This is a genomic window from Acidithiobacillus ferrivorans (assembly GCF_016250455.1).
Classification (GTDB): Bacteria; Pseudomonadota; Gammaproteobacteria; order Acidithiobacillales; family Acidithiobacillaceae; genus Acidithiobacillus; species Acidithiobacillus ferrivorans.
The window spans coordinates 1,761,980-1,776,926 of the sequence record NZ_CP059488.1; the positions used below are offsets into that span (position 1 = coordinate 1,761,980).

The 14,947-nt window shown below is 51.7% G+C and carries 8 protein-coding genes; all 8 read right to left on the reverse strand.

Annotation, left to right across the window (positions count from 1 at the left end):
* Window positions 1–21: 21 nt before the first annotated feature.
* Window positions 22–1,185 carry an outer membrane beta-barrel protein gene (locus H2515_RS08790; RefSeq protein ID WP_198659859.1) on the reverse strand — a complete coding sequence of 388 codons (1,164 nt, stop codon included), beginning with the start codon at window positions 1,183–1,185 and terminating at the stop codon, window positions 22–24.
* Window positions 1,186–1,470: 285 nt separating this feature from the next.
* Window positions 1,471–3,129, reverse strand: a complete 1,659-nt coding sequence (locus H2515_RS08795; protein WP_198659860.1) for a purine-cytosine permease family protein — start codon at window positions 3,127–3,129, stop codon at window positions 1,471–1,473.
* A gap of 169 nt (window positions 3,130–3,298) precedes the next feature.
* Entirely contained in the window at window positions 3,299–4,003 is a 705-nt protein-coding gene (locus H2515_RS08800) for a GntR family transcriptional regulator (protein ID WP_198659861.1), read from the reverse strand.
* A 7-nt stretch (window positions 4,004–4,010) separates the two neighbouring features.
* Window positions 4,011–7,613, reverse strand: a complete 3,603-nt coding sequence (gene uca, locus H2515_RS08805) for an urea carboxylase (protein ID WP_198659862.1) — start codon at window positions 7,611–7,613, stop codon at window positions 4,011–4,013.
* Window positions 7,606–9,417, reverse strand: coding sequence for an allophanate hydrolase (gene atzF / locus H2515_RS08810; protein ID WP_198659863.1), 1,812 nt, complete (start codon window positions 9,415–9,417; stop codon window positions 7,606–7,608). The genes uca (H2515_RS08805) and atzF overlap by 8 nt, the downstream gene beginning before the upstream one ends.
* A gap of 472 nt (window positions 9,418–9,889) precedes the next feature.
* Window positions 9,890–13,489: an urea carboxylase gene (uca, locus tag H2515_RS08815; protein ID WP_198659864.1), complete on the reverse strand. Its 3,600-nt coding sequence runs from the start codon at window positions 13,487–13,489 to the stop codon at window positions 9,890–9,892.
* A 69-nt stretch (window positions 13,490–13,558) separates the two neighbouring features.
* The gene (locus H2515_RS08820; RefSeq protein WP_198659865.1) at window positions 13,559–14,194 is read right to left on the reverse strand and encodes an urea amidolyase associated protein UAAP2; all 636 of its coding nucleotides are present in this window, start codon (window positions 14,192–14,194) and stop codon (window positions 13,559–13,561) included.
* Window positions 14,195–14,208: 14 nt separating this feature from the next.
* Window positions 14,209–14,922, reverse strand: a complete 714-nt coding sequence (locus H2515_RS08825) for an urea amidolyase associated protein UAAP1 (protein ID WP_198659866.1) — start codon at window positions 14,920–14,922, stop codon at window positions 14,209–14,211.
* Window positions 14,923–14,947 lie beyond the last annotated feature (25 nt).

Below are 14,947 nucleotides of genomic sequence, written 5' to 3' on the forward strand. Positions count from 1 at the left end.
ACTTATATTACTCGTCTCCGATCAGAACCAAAACCCGGTTTCTAGAATATCTCTTAACTGATCAGGCCTATTACCAGTGCCGAAACCAGAGGAATAGTTGGTAAGGTGAACATAAGAGAGTTCATCACGAATAAAATACCCGTTATCTGCATAAGTTGGTGTGATCATCACTCCGAAAGCGCTGGAGCCTGCACCATAACCAAAATATCCGCCCGTCGCCGCTGTACCCTCACCGGTTGAATTTGCGCGTTCATAGTCGACACCAGCTGCGATAGACCAGTTCTTGGTGAGATAATAGTCTGCGTGGATCATGGCGCTGATATCGTTGGAACTTTGAGTCGTACCAAAAGCCCGATTGATCGGAGTGTACATGTACTGCACTTCCGGAGTTATGGTAAAATTCGAACCGCTGTAAGTGTAGTAAAGACCATAAATATTACTATTGTCGTATACCAGTGAGCTATCTACATAACCATTCTTGGAGAAGCGTAAAGTGCTCACATCATTGACCGTGCCTGTATGCCCTGTATTTCCATCTGCGTAGAGGGAAACTGAGTTTTCCGGGTTGATCGTATAGGTCAGCAAGCCAGATATTACGTTATAACGATTGGAAAAATATCCGTCATTCCAAGAAACCGATGCAGATACCGGCCCATAGGAATAGTTGATCTGGATGCCGCGACTAAATGATGGTTGAATAGTCCACGGAAATCCTCCCTCTATATTCATGCGGTTATAATCAAGTGTTCCAGTATAACCAATCAGTGTGGGAAGCTGTCCGATGCTAACAGAAAAATTACTCAATGGCGCAATGGTCAGATAGGCAGACGGGAGTGCGGTAAAGTCTTGTAAGGCAGTGCTTGCGGAATGGAAGGGTTGCCCAAGGTTCGGAAAATTGTAGGCGCCGGCAGTCAGATAAAACTGTATAAGGCCGGTAGGCTTACTGATGGATATCAAACCGTTGGTTATCCCGGCACCAAAATTTTTACCGTTAAGGCCTGTGCCAGCAGGGTTGGTCTGTGCAAAGCCCATAGCAGAGGCAACACCCTGGACGTCAAGCTCTCCTAGAGGACCGGCATTAAATTTGAGCGGTGGTGGAATGGAGAAACCATCTGCATATGCTAACCCGGAAAGCCCGGATAGCAAGCCAAATACGAAAGCAATAGATTTTGTTCTTTTTGACATGTTAAGGCTCCTATATTTAATTTCAGACAAAGTGTAACTTTTCGATTCAATATAAAAATCACCGGCAGAAAGGCCAGATATTACGCTATCAGTAAGCATTTATGGTGTGCCGATGACCGCTATCTATTCGGATGGTCCTGGTTTTTCAGCTTCATGAACAATGTGAGGCTTTGTATGACAATTATGTGACCTTATTTATGTACTTTATCCTCCTTATAAAATCTCATAGTGGCAATTTATCAACGGGAATAAATGCCGCAGTACACCCATTTAATAGAGGTAATATCAAGCACACTTCACAGGAATATTTTTTAATATTACAACCTCTTTACACATATCATGACATTCCTTATCCAAGGAGCAACATAGGGAACATATTGGACCGTCATGTGCAGGACAGCATGCCATATCTTCTTTTTCATATTCGAAACCACATCTCACGCAATTGAGTACATCGTGGTGCGTGCCCGCGTGATAGTGCGGATCTCTCGCAATGTAGTATTTTCCCTTCGTCATGATGGCTATTATTGGCGAAAGCGTAAACGCAATAAACAAGGCGATAAAAGCACTGAATGACTCACCCCAGGGACCGAATGCCCCAAAAAAGGCAGCCACCGACACAATAGAGGCAATGACCATCGCACCGAAACCTACAGGATTAAAGTTGTAGAGATGAGCTCTCTTGAACTCAATATAAGATGGGCTCAACTTAAGAAGAGGTTTGTTAATTACCAAGTCTGCAACGATGGCTCCAATCCAGGCGACAGCAACATTTGAATAAAATCCGAGGATGGTACCCAGAACCGAGAACATATTGCCTTCCATCAAGGCGAGGGCTATACCTACGTTGAGGAAAATGTAGATCACCCTCCCAGGATGGCGATGGGTCAGGCGCGAGAAAAAGTTAGACCACGAAAGTGATCCGGAGTAAGCGTTAGTCACATTTATTTTGATTTGTGACATAAAGATAAAAATAGCGGCGAGAATCAGTGCTGCTGCCGGGAATGCATATCCAAAACCTGTAATATACATATGAATTGGTTCATTAGCATTGGCAAGGGGGGTTCCGTGTGTTGCGGCAATTGATGACAAAAAAGAGCCCATAAGCTGCTTCGTGGCACCAAGAACGACCCAACCAGGACCAGCGGCTAGGACGGCAAACCACCACTTCCACTTCTTTGCTGGTTTAATCTTCGGCATAAAACGAAGATAATCTGCTTGCTCGCCGATTTGCGCGATAAGTGAAAGGGCAATTCCGGCGGCGCTTCCCCAAAGCAATGGGTCGAACCCTGCGCCGCTAGGAGACTTGCCACCGAAATGAATCCACGTAGCGACAGTCTGAGGATCTTTGATCAGTATTGCTGCGATAGGGATAATGAATAGACTGATCCAAATCGGATTAGTCCATTTTTGAACTACTGACAGCGCCGTCATGCCGAATACCACCAAAGGTATAATAATCAGTGAGGAAATAATATAGGATATGGCGATGGGTATACCAAAGAAAAGCGTAAACGCCTGAGACATCACGGATCCCTCAAGCGCGAAGAATATAAAAGTAAACGAGGCATATATCACGGATGTTATCGTTGACCCAAGATACCCGAAGCCTGCACCGCGCGTCAGAAGGTCAACATCCACATTATATTTTGATGAATAGTAGGCTATTGGAATGCCTGTTAGAAATATAATAATCGCAGCCGTCAAAATGCCCAAAAAAGCATTGGTAAAGCCATACTGGATGGCCAGCGAACCACCAATGGCAAGATCTGCCATATAGGCAATACTACCCAGCGCCGCCATCGCGACTCCGTATTCTGACCATTTGCGAAATCCAGAAGGTGCGTAACGTAACGAATAATCTTCAAGAACCGGGTTATTTACAAACCCGCTAAATAGTCGCTTGGTCCTTTTTTCAGCGCCCCTTCTTACTTCTGTAACCATGATGTTTCTCCTTAAATGTCGCTGTTCATCCGGTTGACGACGACTAGCCACAAGACTGGTATATCGGCTCATTGAAATTTATGTATTATGTTTCATCTCAGTTCCTTGATTTTTCGCAGGTGTAAAAATGTGATTTATATCCCGCATTTTTACCTATTGTTCGCGTCCATCAGGTGTTACTTTTTTCGAGGCGGGCTTCGTAAAGCATGCTCAGGGTGATCTTGCGCACTTCAAGGCGACTAGCATCGATGTGCGATCTCAGGAGTCGCTGCGCTTCACCAATGCGGCCGCGATGGATTTGTTCGAGAATCGCGGCATGTTCTTCATAGGTCGCGGAGACTCTTTGTGGCTTGGTGAAGTCCAGTCGGCGAATAATGCGCAACCGTTCCATGACGTCGTGATGAATACGCCATATTTCTGGATTCCCCCCTGCCGCCACCAACCCGGCATGGAAATCCTCATCCAGCATCCAGACGGTCTTCGCATTGCTTTCCCGTAAATCCGGCGGACAACACCAGGTCTGCATTAAAGCTCCGATACTTGACACCTTGTCCTTACGCGACAGACGCTGTAGGGAAGATTCTTCCAGAAGGATTCGCACTTCGTAGATTTGATCGAATTTCTCGAAGTCCAGTGGTCGTACCTGCCAACCCATTCGGGGCAAGACGCTTACGTATCCTTCACGCTGTAGCCGGAAGAGCGCTTCACGTACCGGAGTGCGGCTCACCTCCATGCGTGCGGCAATCTCGTTTTCGCTGAAATGATCGCCCGGCAGCAGGCGGAAATTGAACAGATCCTCTTTTAACCGTCGGTAGGTGTCCTCCGCACGGTTCAGCGGGACCAGTGCGTCGCTTTCTGTGGCGTAGTTATGCATAGCGTCATTACTCCTCAGTATCGATAACCAGCAGTGGCATACCATGGCTCACCAGATCTCCCGTCTTGTACTGCAGACGGGTAATCTTTCCGGCACAAGGTGCACTGATAGTGAATTCCATCTTCATGGCTTCCAGAATTACCAGCGGTTCGCCAGACTGAATCGATTGCCCTGGCTCTACCAGAAATTTCCAGACACTACTGGTCATATCCGCACAAACCGTGATTTCATGTTCTTGGAGGCCCATGTCTTGTTCCATAGACGCCAGCACCGCTGCCTCTGGGCTACGTTCTTCCTCCGACCACAGAGTGATTTCCTGTGCGAAGGCATCGTCCTGACGTGACTGGAAGGCGGCGATGGCCTCTGCGTTTTCTTCCAGGAATCGTTCATACTCACCCAGGTCGAAGACCGTCTCCTCCATGCGGATCTCATGGCGACCGTAGCGAAACGCATCCCGAAGTTGTGTCAGGGTTTCCTCGCTGACCGGATAGAAGCGAACCTGATCAAAGAAGCGCAACAACCAGGGCTTGCCATTCATGAATTGCGGGTTGCGCAGGTAAGTGTTCCAGATGGGTAGGGTACGACCGACGAGTTGGTATCCGCCGGGAGAGTCCATACCGTAGATACACATATACACCCCGCCGATACCGACAGTGCCCTCGGCGGTAAAAGTGCGCGCGGGGTTGTATTTGGAGGTGCGCAAACGATGACGCGGATCGACCGGTACCGCGCAGGGCGCTCCTAGGTAGACGTCTCCCAGACCTAGCACCAGATAGGAAGCGTCGTAGATGGTGTCGATCACTTCCTGAACCGACTCCAGCCCATTGATACGGCGAATGAACTCGGCATTGCGCGGCAGCCAGGGTGCGGTATCGCGCACCGACTGGCGGTAGCGACTGACCGCGTCCAGAGTCGCGCTATCCTCGAAGGTGAGGGGAAGATGAACGATGCGTCCCGGCACTTGCATACGCTGGATTGGTGGAAGCCCGTCCTCGATCTCTCGTAACACGGCGAGCAGGCGCGCTTGATCAATGGTCCGGCTGTCATAACGCACCTGCAACGAACGCACGCCGGGCGAGAGCTCCTCAATGCCCGGTTCGGCGCGCGCTTTCAGAGCCTCCATCAATGCATGCACACGAAAACGCGCGCGCAGATCCAGAACGTTATCCCCATATTCGAGCAAGACATAACTGTCCCCAGCCTGACGATAGGTGACCCCGGGCAATCCCGACTGGGCAGGACGCAAATCCAGTACCGGTTCCCCCTGTAGACAGGCCGGAGGCTGATTCAGGCAAAGACCAGGCAGCGGCGTCAAGGTTCGGATGGCGCCGTCCCGAAGCACTTCCAACTGACGGGCGGTGGCGAAATCCAGGGGCACAAAGCGCACCCAGTCGCCTGGCTTGACTTGTCCCATTTTCCACAGTTCAGCCTTGGCAATGGTGGCGGGACAGACAAAACCACCGAGACTGGGGCCGTCCTTACCCAGAATCACCGGCATATCGCCGGTGAAGTTGATGGCGCCGATGGCATACTCGGTATCGTGGATATTGGATGGGTGCAACCCCGCTTCGCCGCCATCCGACCTGGCCCATACCGGACGGGGACCCATCAGACGGATACCGAGACGATTGGAGTTGTAATGTACCTCCCAGTCGGTGGAGAAAAACCGGTTGATGAATTCGGGAGAAAAGAAATCGGGCGCGCCATGGGGACCATAGAGCACACCGATGGTCCAGTATTGCGCGTATTGGGGAATCATCGGTACAGGCACTTCAAGCATTGCGACTGCAGATACAGCCGTTCCCAGTGCCAGCATGTCGCCGGTGCGGATCGGCCGCCCGCCGTGTCCGCCAAACTGTCCGAGGGCAAAGGTGCTGCGGCTACCGAGATAAACCGGCACATCAAAACCACCGGCAACGGCCAGATAAGCACGGCAACCCGCCTCCACCCGCCCCATGTCGAGCAGCTGTCCGGCGCGCACCAAGATGGTGCGCCAGCCCTCTACGGGCTGACCATCCAGGGTGGCCTTGAGTGGAGCACCGGTCAGAGCGATGTGGGCCTCAACGTGAAAACGGATCCTCACGCCGACAAGGGTACATTCGAGTCCTGCCGCGCCCTTTGGGTTGCCGACCAGACGATTGGCAAGATCAAAGGCGTAGTCATCCATGGGTCCGGAAGGTGGCACACCGATATGCCAATAGCCGACCCTGCCGGGATTGTCCTGGATGGTGCTGTAGGTGCCACCCTCCAACACCTCGGCCACCCGGGGGTGATACTGGAAGTCGCTCAATGCAGTTGTGGATAACCGGGCATCGACAAACAATGATGCGCGGGAGATCTGGCGCAAGTAGCCGAGGTTGCTGACGATTCCGCCGATGCGGGTCTGATCCAGGGCGCGTTGCAATTTTCCCAATGCCTGCGCACGGTCCTCGCCATGCACGATGAGCTTGGCGATCATCGGATCGTAGAAGCTGGAGACCTCAGTGCCCCCTTCGACATAGCTATCGACTCGCACCTCTTCGGGGAAATGGACCTCTGTGAGCAAACCGGGCGATGGCTGGAAGTCCTTGAGGGGGTCCTCCGCATAGATACGGGCCTCAATGGCTACTCCCCGCGATTCCGGACGCCGGGAGAGTTCTGGCGGGTTGCCTGCCGCTGTGCGCAACATCCATTCTACCAGATCGATACCAGTGACCATCTCGGTGATCGGATGCTCGACCTGTAGTCGGGTGTTTACCTCCAGGAAATAGAAAGCGTCACGCTCCGCTTCGTACATGAATTCAACCGTTCCGGCATTACGGTAGGATACTGTCCTCCCCAGACGTTCGGCCGCAGTGAACAACGCTTCCCGCGTTGCCGGAGGCATATTCGGTGCCGGAGTTTCCTCGATCACCTTCTGGTTGCGCCTTTGCAGGGAGCAGTCGCGCTCGCCCAAGGCCAGCACTCGGCCCTGGCCGTCACCGAAGATTTGCACCTCCACATGCCGCGCACGGGCGACGAAACGCTCCAGAAATACCCCGGAGTTGGCAAAGAAGCTTTGCCCCAGCCGTTGCACCGAAGCGAAGGCCTGACGCAGTTCCGCTTCGTCATTGCAGCGGGTCAGGCCGATACCCCCACCACCAGCCGTACTCTTGAGCATGACCGGATACCCAATACGCGCAGCTTCGGCGCAAGCCTGATCCACATCGATCAATAGCCCGGTTCCCGGTGCGAGCGGAACGCCGGCTTCGATGGCAAGCGCGCGGGCCGTATGCTTGAGGCCAAACTGACGAATCTGTTCAGGAGTCGGGCCGACGAAGGCGATACCGGCCTGTTCGCAGTTTTCCGCGAAGTCCGCGTTTTCGCTCAGAAACCCGTAGCCGGGGATAACCGCATCGACACCGGTCTGTACGGCGATCTCGAGAATCCGTTCTGCCTGGAGATAGCTTTCCGCAGCGCTGTGGCCACCCAGTCCTACCGATTCGTCAGCATCCAACACATGCCGCGCGTGACGATCAGGTTCTGAATAGATGGCGACGCTCGCGATACCCAATCGGCGCAAACTGCGCTGAATGCGCACTGCGATCTCGCCCCTATTGGCGATCAAGACCTTGCGAAAGGTATCAGCCATGGTCCTTTTCCTTTGGATCGCTGGCAAGGCTAGCCAGATAGGCACGCCAGCCGCCTAGACGGGTGATGTCGCGGGCGCCCTTTTCAGCCAGCCCCTCGCAGATAAAGCCTTTCACCGCACGACCATCACGGAGAATCACCGTGCCGATGCCCAGCGGAGCATGAACCTCGCGCATCAATCCACCCAGCGCCATCTCGCTCATAGACCACAGTTCGACCTCGATACCCTCGTCGCAAACGTCCATGTCGGTGCGGATCAATCCCGGTTTTGGCGGCACGGTATCGGCGAGTGCCAAGAGCCGATAGTGCGATGCGGTACGGGTGGTCTCCAGATAGCTGGCCCTGCGGCTGGTGAGCTGGTGATTGAGGGGTTGACCGCGCAGGTGGGCGCCGACCACTGCCACCATAATGCCTGTGGGCTGAGGATCATGAATATGGGGCGCCGGCGCCATGTGGTCGCATATCCCCAGCTTCCAGGGCATGATTAACTGCCAATGGGTAGCAAAGGCCAGCAACGCCGCGTCCCGAAAGGCGGGCGCGATGACGGTGACACCAAAGGGCAAGCCATCGGCGCGCAGACCGGCAGGTAGAGCGAGTGCGCAGAGATCGGCGAGATTGACGAAATTGGTATAACGCCCCAACTGCGCATTCTTTCCAACCGGATCGGCCTCAACTTCGGCAATGGTTGGTAAAGTCGGCGCTGTAGGCACCAACAGTGCGTCCACCTGTGAGAAAATGGCTTCAATCTGTGGCAACAGGGCTTGGCGTTGATACTGTGCCCGAAAAGTATCGACCGCCGTGAATCGCTCACCGTCACGAATGATTCCTTCCACGACAGGATTTGCTACTCCTGTGTGCTGCGCAAGAAAATCTCCAACTGCGGCAGTGCGTTCCGCCACCCATGGACCGGAGTACAGCAGGGAGGCCAGCTCATAAAGAGGGCTGAAATCTACTGGAACGAGCTTCAGGCCAGCCGCTTGGGCCTGTGCGATGGCCTGGGACCATGCCTCGGCCTGAAGTTGATCGCCATACCATTCGGTGCCGTCCGGGATACCAAGAACGGTCGGGCTCAAAACTGGGATAGAAGGCGTTGGCCGTGACCAGATATCGCGCAGATCGTGCCCGGTGACAAGATTTAAAACATGATGGGCATCATCAACGGTCAGGGCCAGGATGCCTACGCAATCCAGGGATGCACACGCCGGCACGATGCCTCTCGTACTAATGCGTCCACGTGTGGGTTTCACCCCAATGATATTATTGAAACCCGCCGGAACCCGACCTGACCCGGCCGTATCCGTGCCAAGGGCAAAAGGCACCCAACCTCTGGCGACAGCAACAGCCGAGCCTGAACTCGAACCGCCCGATACGTACCTCTGGTCAAAGGCGTTTGGCACCGCGCCCCAAGGCGATCGGGTGCCTACCAGCCCTGTCGCGAACTGGTCCAGATTGGTCTTGCCAATCATGATAGCTCCGGCAGCCCGTAGCTGTTCGACCACGCCCGCATCTGCGTCCGCCTCGTACGCAAATTCACGGCAAGCGGCGGTGGTAGGCCAGCCGCCCACATCAATGTTGTCCTTGACGGCGAACGGCACGCCACGCAACGGCGCATCAATCGGCAAGGCACGAACGCGGGTGATTTCCATATCCAGCATTTCGCTACTGATCAGGCTGATCCAAACTGGATCCGAAGGATTTAGTCCAGCAACATGCCGCCGGAGCTGTGTGGCACCCTCATTAAAGTCCCTATCGAAGGTTTCACGCCAGTCCGTTAGAGTCAGGCAGGTTTTGGTATGGTTAGGCATCTAGTGTTCCTTCTGGTATACAAGAAGGAATGCAAGCAAGGCGCATGCCAGAGCAGATAATCGCATTTCAACAGTGCAGCCATCGTGCCTATTGGTCACTCAATATACTGATAATAAAAGCCAATAATTCACAAATAGCTACTTGCTGGGGTGGCTTCTGGTGAGGAGACTGCAATTCTGCAATCCACCTTCGGAGTGGCTAATGCACTATTTTGGTGAGGTATGCACCACTACGATGTATGCACGGTTACACTTATTGACGAATTTATCTCAGACCCGGAATCTGCTGAATGCTGCTAGACCTCCAGCGGATTCTGCTCGGCGGAACCAGATTGATTGGTGCCATTCGTGATTATACAGATCCAACGACTGTCACAACGTGGAAATCTAAAAAGAACTTTTCTCGTGGTGGTCTTGTTGGATTTGGAATGGCGTCGAATTTTCAGCCTCGTGTGAGTTTAACCAAATTCACTCAAGTTTCCGTTAGTATCAGCATGTTCTGTCCTGTACTCACTGCTTCGCCCTCGCGACAGAGCAGACGATCAACCACCCCTGAGAAAGGTGCCTCAATGGTCATCTCCATTTTCATCGATTCTAAAATTATTAACGTGTCGTTGGCCTGAACGTGATCCCCTGCTTTAACCAGTATCTTCCATATGCTACCCGCAAGAGGGCTAGCCAACGATCGCGCACCTGCGGCAAGATTCAAATCAATGTCACTGGTGTCCTCAGCTACCGTTACGTCATTGATCCAATTGGCTTGGCCAGACTGGATCCAGCGCTCACGTTCTTCGGCAAAAGCCTGACGTTGTTGGTCGCGGAAAAGGGCAATATCATCAGCCTCTTTGGCCAGGAAATGACGATAATCTGCAATCCGAAAAGTGTCTTCACGGATATCCAGAACGTAGCGCCCATGCAGGAAGTCGGTACGGATGGTTTCCAGTTCTGCCGTACTAACAGGAAAAAAGCGGATCTGATCAAAAAAACGCAGGAGCCATGGTTTACCGTCCGTAAATTGCGCAGTCTGCCGCCAGCGGTTCCACATTTGCAGTGTGCGACCGACGAATTGATAACCGCCAGGGCCCTCCATACCATAAACACACATATAGGCCCCTCCGATACCCACAGCATTTTCCGGTGTCCAGGTACGTGCTGGATTGTATTTTGTAGTAACCAGTCGATGCCGAGGGTCCAAGGGGGTAGCAACTGGTGCTCCGAGATACACGTCGCCTAGGCCTAGTACCAAGTAGCTAGCGTCAAACACGATTTTGCGCACTTCTTCAATGCTGTCCAGCCCATTGATACGGCGGATAAACTCGATGTTGGACGGACACCAGGGGGCGTCTTTACGTACTCCAGCCATATATTTGTCGATGGCCAGTTGGGTGGCAGGATCGTCCCAGGAGAGTGGTAAATATACGATACGTGTGGGTACTTCCATGAGATCCACCGCAGGCAATTCCTCTTCTGCGCTGCGTAGCATTTCAAGGAGCCCGGCCAGAGATAATACACGGTTATCATAATGAATTTGTAGGGATCTGATGCCCGGTGTCAGATCAACAATGCCGGCCGGGCAACGCAATCGCAGGTTTTCTATCAACGCGTGAACACGGAAACGCAGCTCCAGATCCAAGATCGGCAGCCCATATTCAACGAGTAGATACTTGTCACCCGCTACACGATATACCACGCTTATTTCATTTTCCTGAGCGTTTGATGGGACAACGATAGGTGCTTCCAGGACTGGTGATGCGGTAGTTGGCGGGTCCAGAGGGGTCGTAAGGCTCTCAATTGCCGTGTCTTGGGTTAACTCCAAGCGGGTAGCTTCTTCTAAACTTATGGATAGGAAACGTACTGTATCACCAGGCCGCAATTGGCCCATCTTCCAAAGATCTGCGGCAACAATCACTGCTGGGCAGACGAAACCGCCCAAGCTCGGACCATCTGGACCAAGGAGAATCGGCATATCACCGGTGAAATCCATCGCGCCTATAGCATAGGCATTGTCATGGATATTGGATGGATGTAATCCAGCCTCCCCCCCATCGCTGCGAGCCCATTGGGGCCGTGGACCGATGAGTCGGACGCCGGTCCGATTAGAGTTGTAGTGCACCTCCCAGTCTGTGGCAAATAACATTTCTACATCATCTGCTGTAAAAAAATCAGGCGCACCATGTGGCCCATAGTGTACAGCGATCTCCCAGTGCTTGTTGTAAGTCGGACGTACTGCCTTATCTACATACACGTCAGGGCACGCCCGGGGATTGGAACCAATGTGCAGCACATCACCAGTACGCAACATACGACCGACATGACCGCCAAATTGTCCGAGACTAAACGTTGCCCGGCTACCCAAGTACAACGGTGCGTCAAAACCACCAGATACTGCCAGGTAAGACCGACAACCGATATCACTTAGTTTGCCAAACTCGAGAACACTGCCAGCACACACCGAATGACTGCGCCACAAATCCAATGGCTGTCCGTCAAGGGTCAGTGGTAGCTCTGCACCGGTGACGGCAATAATGCAGTTATCATTAAATTTAAGGATAGGACCACTCAGCGTGATTTCCAAAGTTGCTGCGTCAGGAGCGTTGTTGAGCAGGCGATTGGCCACCCGATGGGCTAGAGAATCCATAGGCCCCGAGGGAGGCACACCAACATCCCAATACCCTAACCGTCCTGGCCAGTCCTGCAGGCTAGTCTGTACGCCTGGTTCAATCACATAGACAGTAGGTGCATGGTAGCCTAGCCGAGTGAGATATTGGGTGGTCTGACGCCCTGCCTCAAAAACCTCATCGGCAACAATCTGTCGCAAATAAGCGAGGTTGGTCTCAAATCCATAAATTTTGGTGCTCTCTAAGGCTGATCCCATAAGAGAAAGAGCATCATCTCGATCATTGCCAAGAACGATAATCTTGGCCAGCATGGGATCATAATAAGCGGTGACTTCACTACCCGCCTCAACCCAGGTATCTACTCGAGCATTCTGGGGAAAGATTACTTCACTCAACATGCCGGCGGCAGGTTGAAAGTCTTTCCCTGGATCCTCGGCATAAAGCCGTACCTGAATGCTGTGGCCACGTGGAGAATGAACATAGTTTGAAATAGGGGATTCGCCTGCAGCCTGCCGCACCATCCACTCTACCAAGTCGACGCCGCTGACCTCTTCACTCACCCCATGTTCGACCTGTAAGCGGGTATTAACCTCTAGGAAGTAGAAGTCGCCCGAGTCCGCGTCAAGAACAAACTCGACCGTTCCTGCGTTACGATAGCAAACCGACTGCATCAAGCGTACCGCCGTATCACAAAGCGCGAGCCGCACAGATGTCGGCAAATTAGGCGCTGGGGTTTCCTCGATTACCTTCTGATTACGTCGCTGAACCGAGCAATCTCGCTCTCCCAGATGGACTACCTGTCCATCTCCGTCACCGAAGATTTGCACTTCGATGTGGCGTGCAGCCTGGACATATTTTTCCAAATAAATGCCAGCCTCTTTGAAGTTGGCGCGTGCAAGACGAGCTACACGGGCATAGGCGTCTTGCAGAGTGTCTGCGTCCCAAATAAGTTGCATGCCGATGCCACCGCCACCAGCGGTACTCTTAAGCATGACAGGGAAGCCAATGCGCTTGGCCTCGACCATGGCATGGTCGACATCGGACAATAACCCAGAACCTGGCAGAAGAGGCACGCCCGTTTTGTATGCGATTTCTCTTGCCGTGTGCTTTAAACCAAAAGAACGCATGTGCTCAGGCGATGGTCCGATAAACACCATACCGGCATTTTCGACTGCCGCAGCAAAATCAGGATTTTCTGATAAAAAGCCATATCCAGGATGGATGGCGTCAACATGATGAGCAATGCCTGCACGTAAAATTGCATCTTCTCGAAGATAGCTCTGGCTTGCGGGGGATGGTCCTATATGTGCTGACTCGTCAGCCATGAGCACATGCGGACTGAGGCGATCTGCATCCGAATAAACCGCAACAGAGTGGATACCCATCTTCCTGAGGGTTCGAATAATTCGGACCGCGATAGCTCCACGATTCGCAATAAGGACTTTATTGAACATATAGTTATCTCGGCAGGCCGTCCTGCAAGCAGAAAAGGTGACTGAGGCGTCTCAGCCACGCCCCGTGAATCACCAAATCATCAACCGTAACGGTGTAGGATTGTAATCATTGCAAGGATTATTGAGCTGTGGGCAATTAGAAATTAACACTTTTACGTCCATATCAGCTCGCAAATCGACATATTTACCAGGACCTGAGAGTCCGTCAGCAAAATTCAGGTCGCCATTTTCAGACACGGGCACATTCATGAAGAAGTTTATATTACTTGTGAGATCGCGTTTCCCTAGATGGCAGTTACAATTAACTACAGCATGCAAAAAACTATCACGACAGCTATGCATGAATTTTTTATCCAAAGAATATCTTACCGTGTTACTTTCTGCAGAACAGGCGCCACCAATGGTATCATGACGACCACAAGTGTCATCAACAATAGTCATGAGTAAATTACCTTCAATGGAAAGTAAGCGACTGCCGGTGGTTAGATATATGTTGCGCTGGGCAATAATAGTGTCCGTTGCACTGTAGCGATCAGCAGGATCGTTGGCGTTGTAGATGAGGGTATCTGCTGATTGGTTACCTTCCAAATCTACAATACGTAAGGTTTGTCCGGCACGGACATCATGTATCCATGATTCCCCCGCATCGAGAACAAAGTCGAACAACACATTACAACTCTCTAGTTCAACAGTATTTTTACTCATATTATTAACCACCCCTATCTAAAAATCAATTCAGTATTATAAAAACCTCTTCCATTCTCAGGGCATAAATTACGGCATAAATCATAAGGTCCAGCCGACGAACATTTCAGCGAAGTAAGTGCAAATGGATTAGGTGAATAGCGCGGTGATGGATCAAGGACATGCTGTGAGGATGCGAGAACTACCAGCACGTTCATTTCAAATCTAAGCTCAACAAAGTCTCCTGGCTTACTGTTATCCGACACAAACGAGAGAACACCCTGCTCATTTGCAGTGACCTTGCTAAAAAAATTGACATTTGCGACCAAATCTCGCCTGTCGAGTCCCCATTTTGATAATTCAATAAGCACACTATCCTGAGCATTTCTGTACATATTATTATGTGCTTTTTGATAGTTGAGCGCACCATACTTGGTGGCGATTGTGTCGGTGTTACTCATGCCAGATATGGTATCATGCCAAGTGCAGGAGCTGTCTACAATAGAGCAAAGAATCCTCCCCATGTCGGAGTAGCAAACGTTTCCCTTAGACAGAAAAAATGTATGCTGAGCTTTCAGTGTGTCGGCCATATTATACCGCTCTAATTTATTATCCATATTATAGAAAAGAGCGACAAGATTTCCATTGCCAACAATGTCGGTAACCTTGAGGATTGTATCACGTTTCATAATGAATGAACCATGTGATCCACCAGGGATAGAATCCTCCCATAAAACTTTTACGGACATAATTTTCTCCTTGACCATGTAAACG

Excerpts from the sequence above, each read along its gene's own strand:
- H2515_RS08790 (WP_198659859.1), bottom strand. The coding sequence starts at position 1,185 with ATGTCAAAAAGAACAAAATCTATTGCTTTCGTATTTGGCTTGCTATCC.
- H2515_RS08795 (WP_198659860.1), bottom strand. The coding sequence starts at position 3,129 with ATGGTTACAGAAGTAAGAAGGGGCGCTGAAAAAAGGACCAAGCGACTA.
- H2515_RS08800 (WP_198659861.1), bottom strand. The coding sequence starts at position 4,003 with ATGCATAACTACGCCACAGAAAGCGACGCACTGGTCCCGCTGAACCGT.
- uca (WP_198659862.1), bottom strand. The coding sequence starts at position 7,613 with ATGGCTGATACCTTTCGCAAGGTCTTGATCGCCAATAGGGGCGAGATC.
- atzF (WP_198659863.1), bottom strand. The coding sequence starts at position 9,417 with ATGCCTAACCATACCAAAACCTGCCTGACTCTAACGGACTGGCGTGAA.
- uca (WP_198659864.1), bottom strand. The coding sequence starts at position 13,489 with ATGTTCAATAAAGTCCTTATTGCGAATCGTGGAGCTATCGCGGTCCGA.
- H2515_RS08820 (WP_198659865.1), bottom strand. The coding sequence starts at position 14,194 with ATGAGTAAAAATACTGTTGAACTAGAGAGTTGTAATGTGTTGTTCGAC.
- H2515_RS08825 (WP_198659866.1), bottom strand. The coding sequence starts at position 14,922 with ATGTCCGTAAAAGTTTTATGGGAGGATTCTATCCCTGGTGGATCACAT.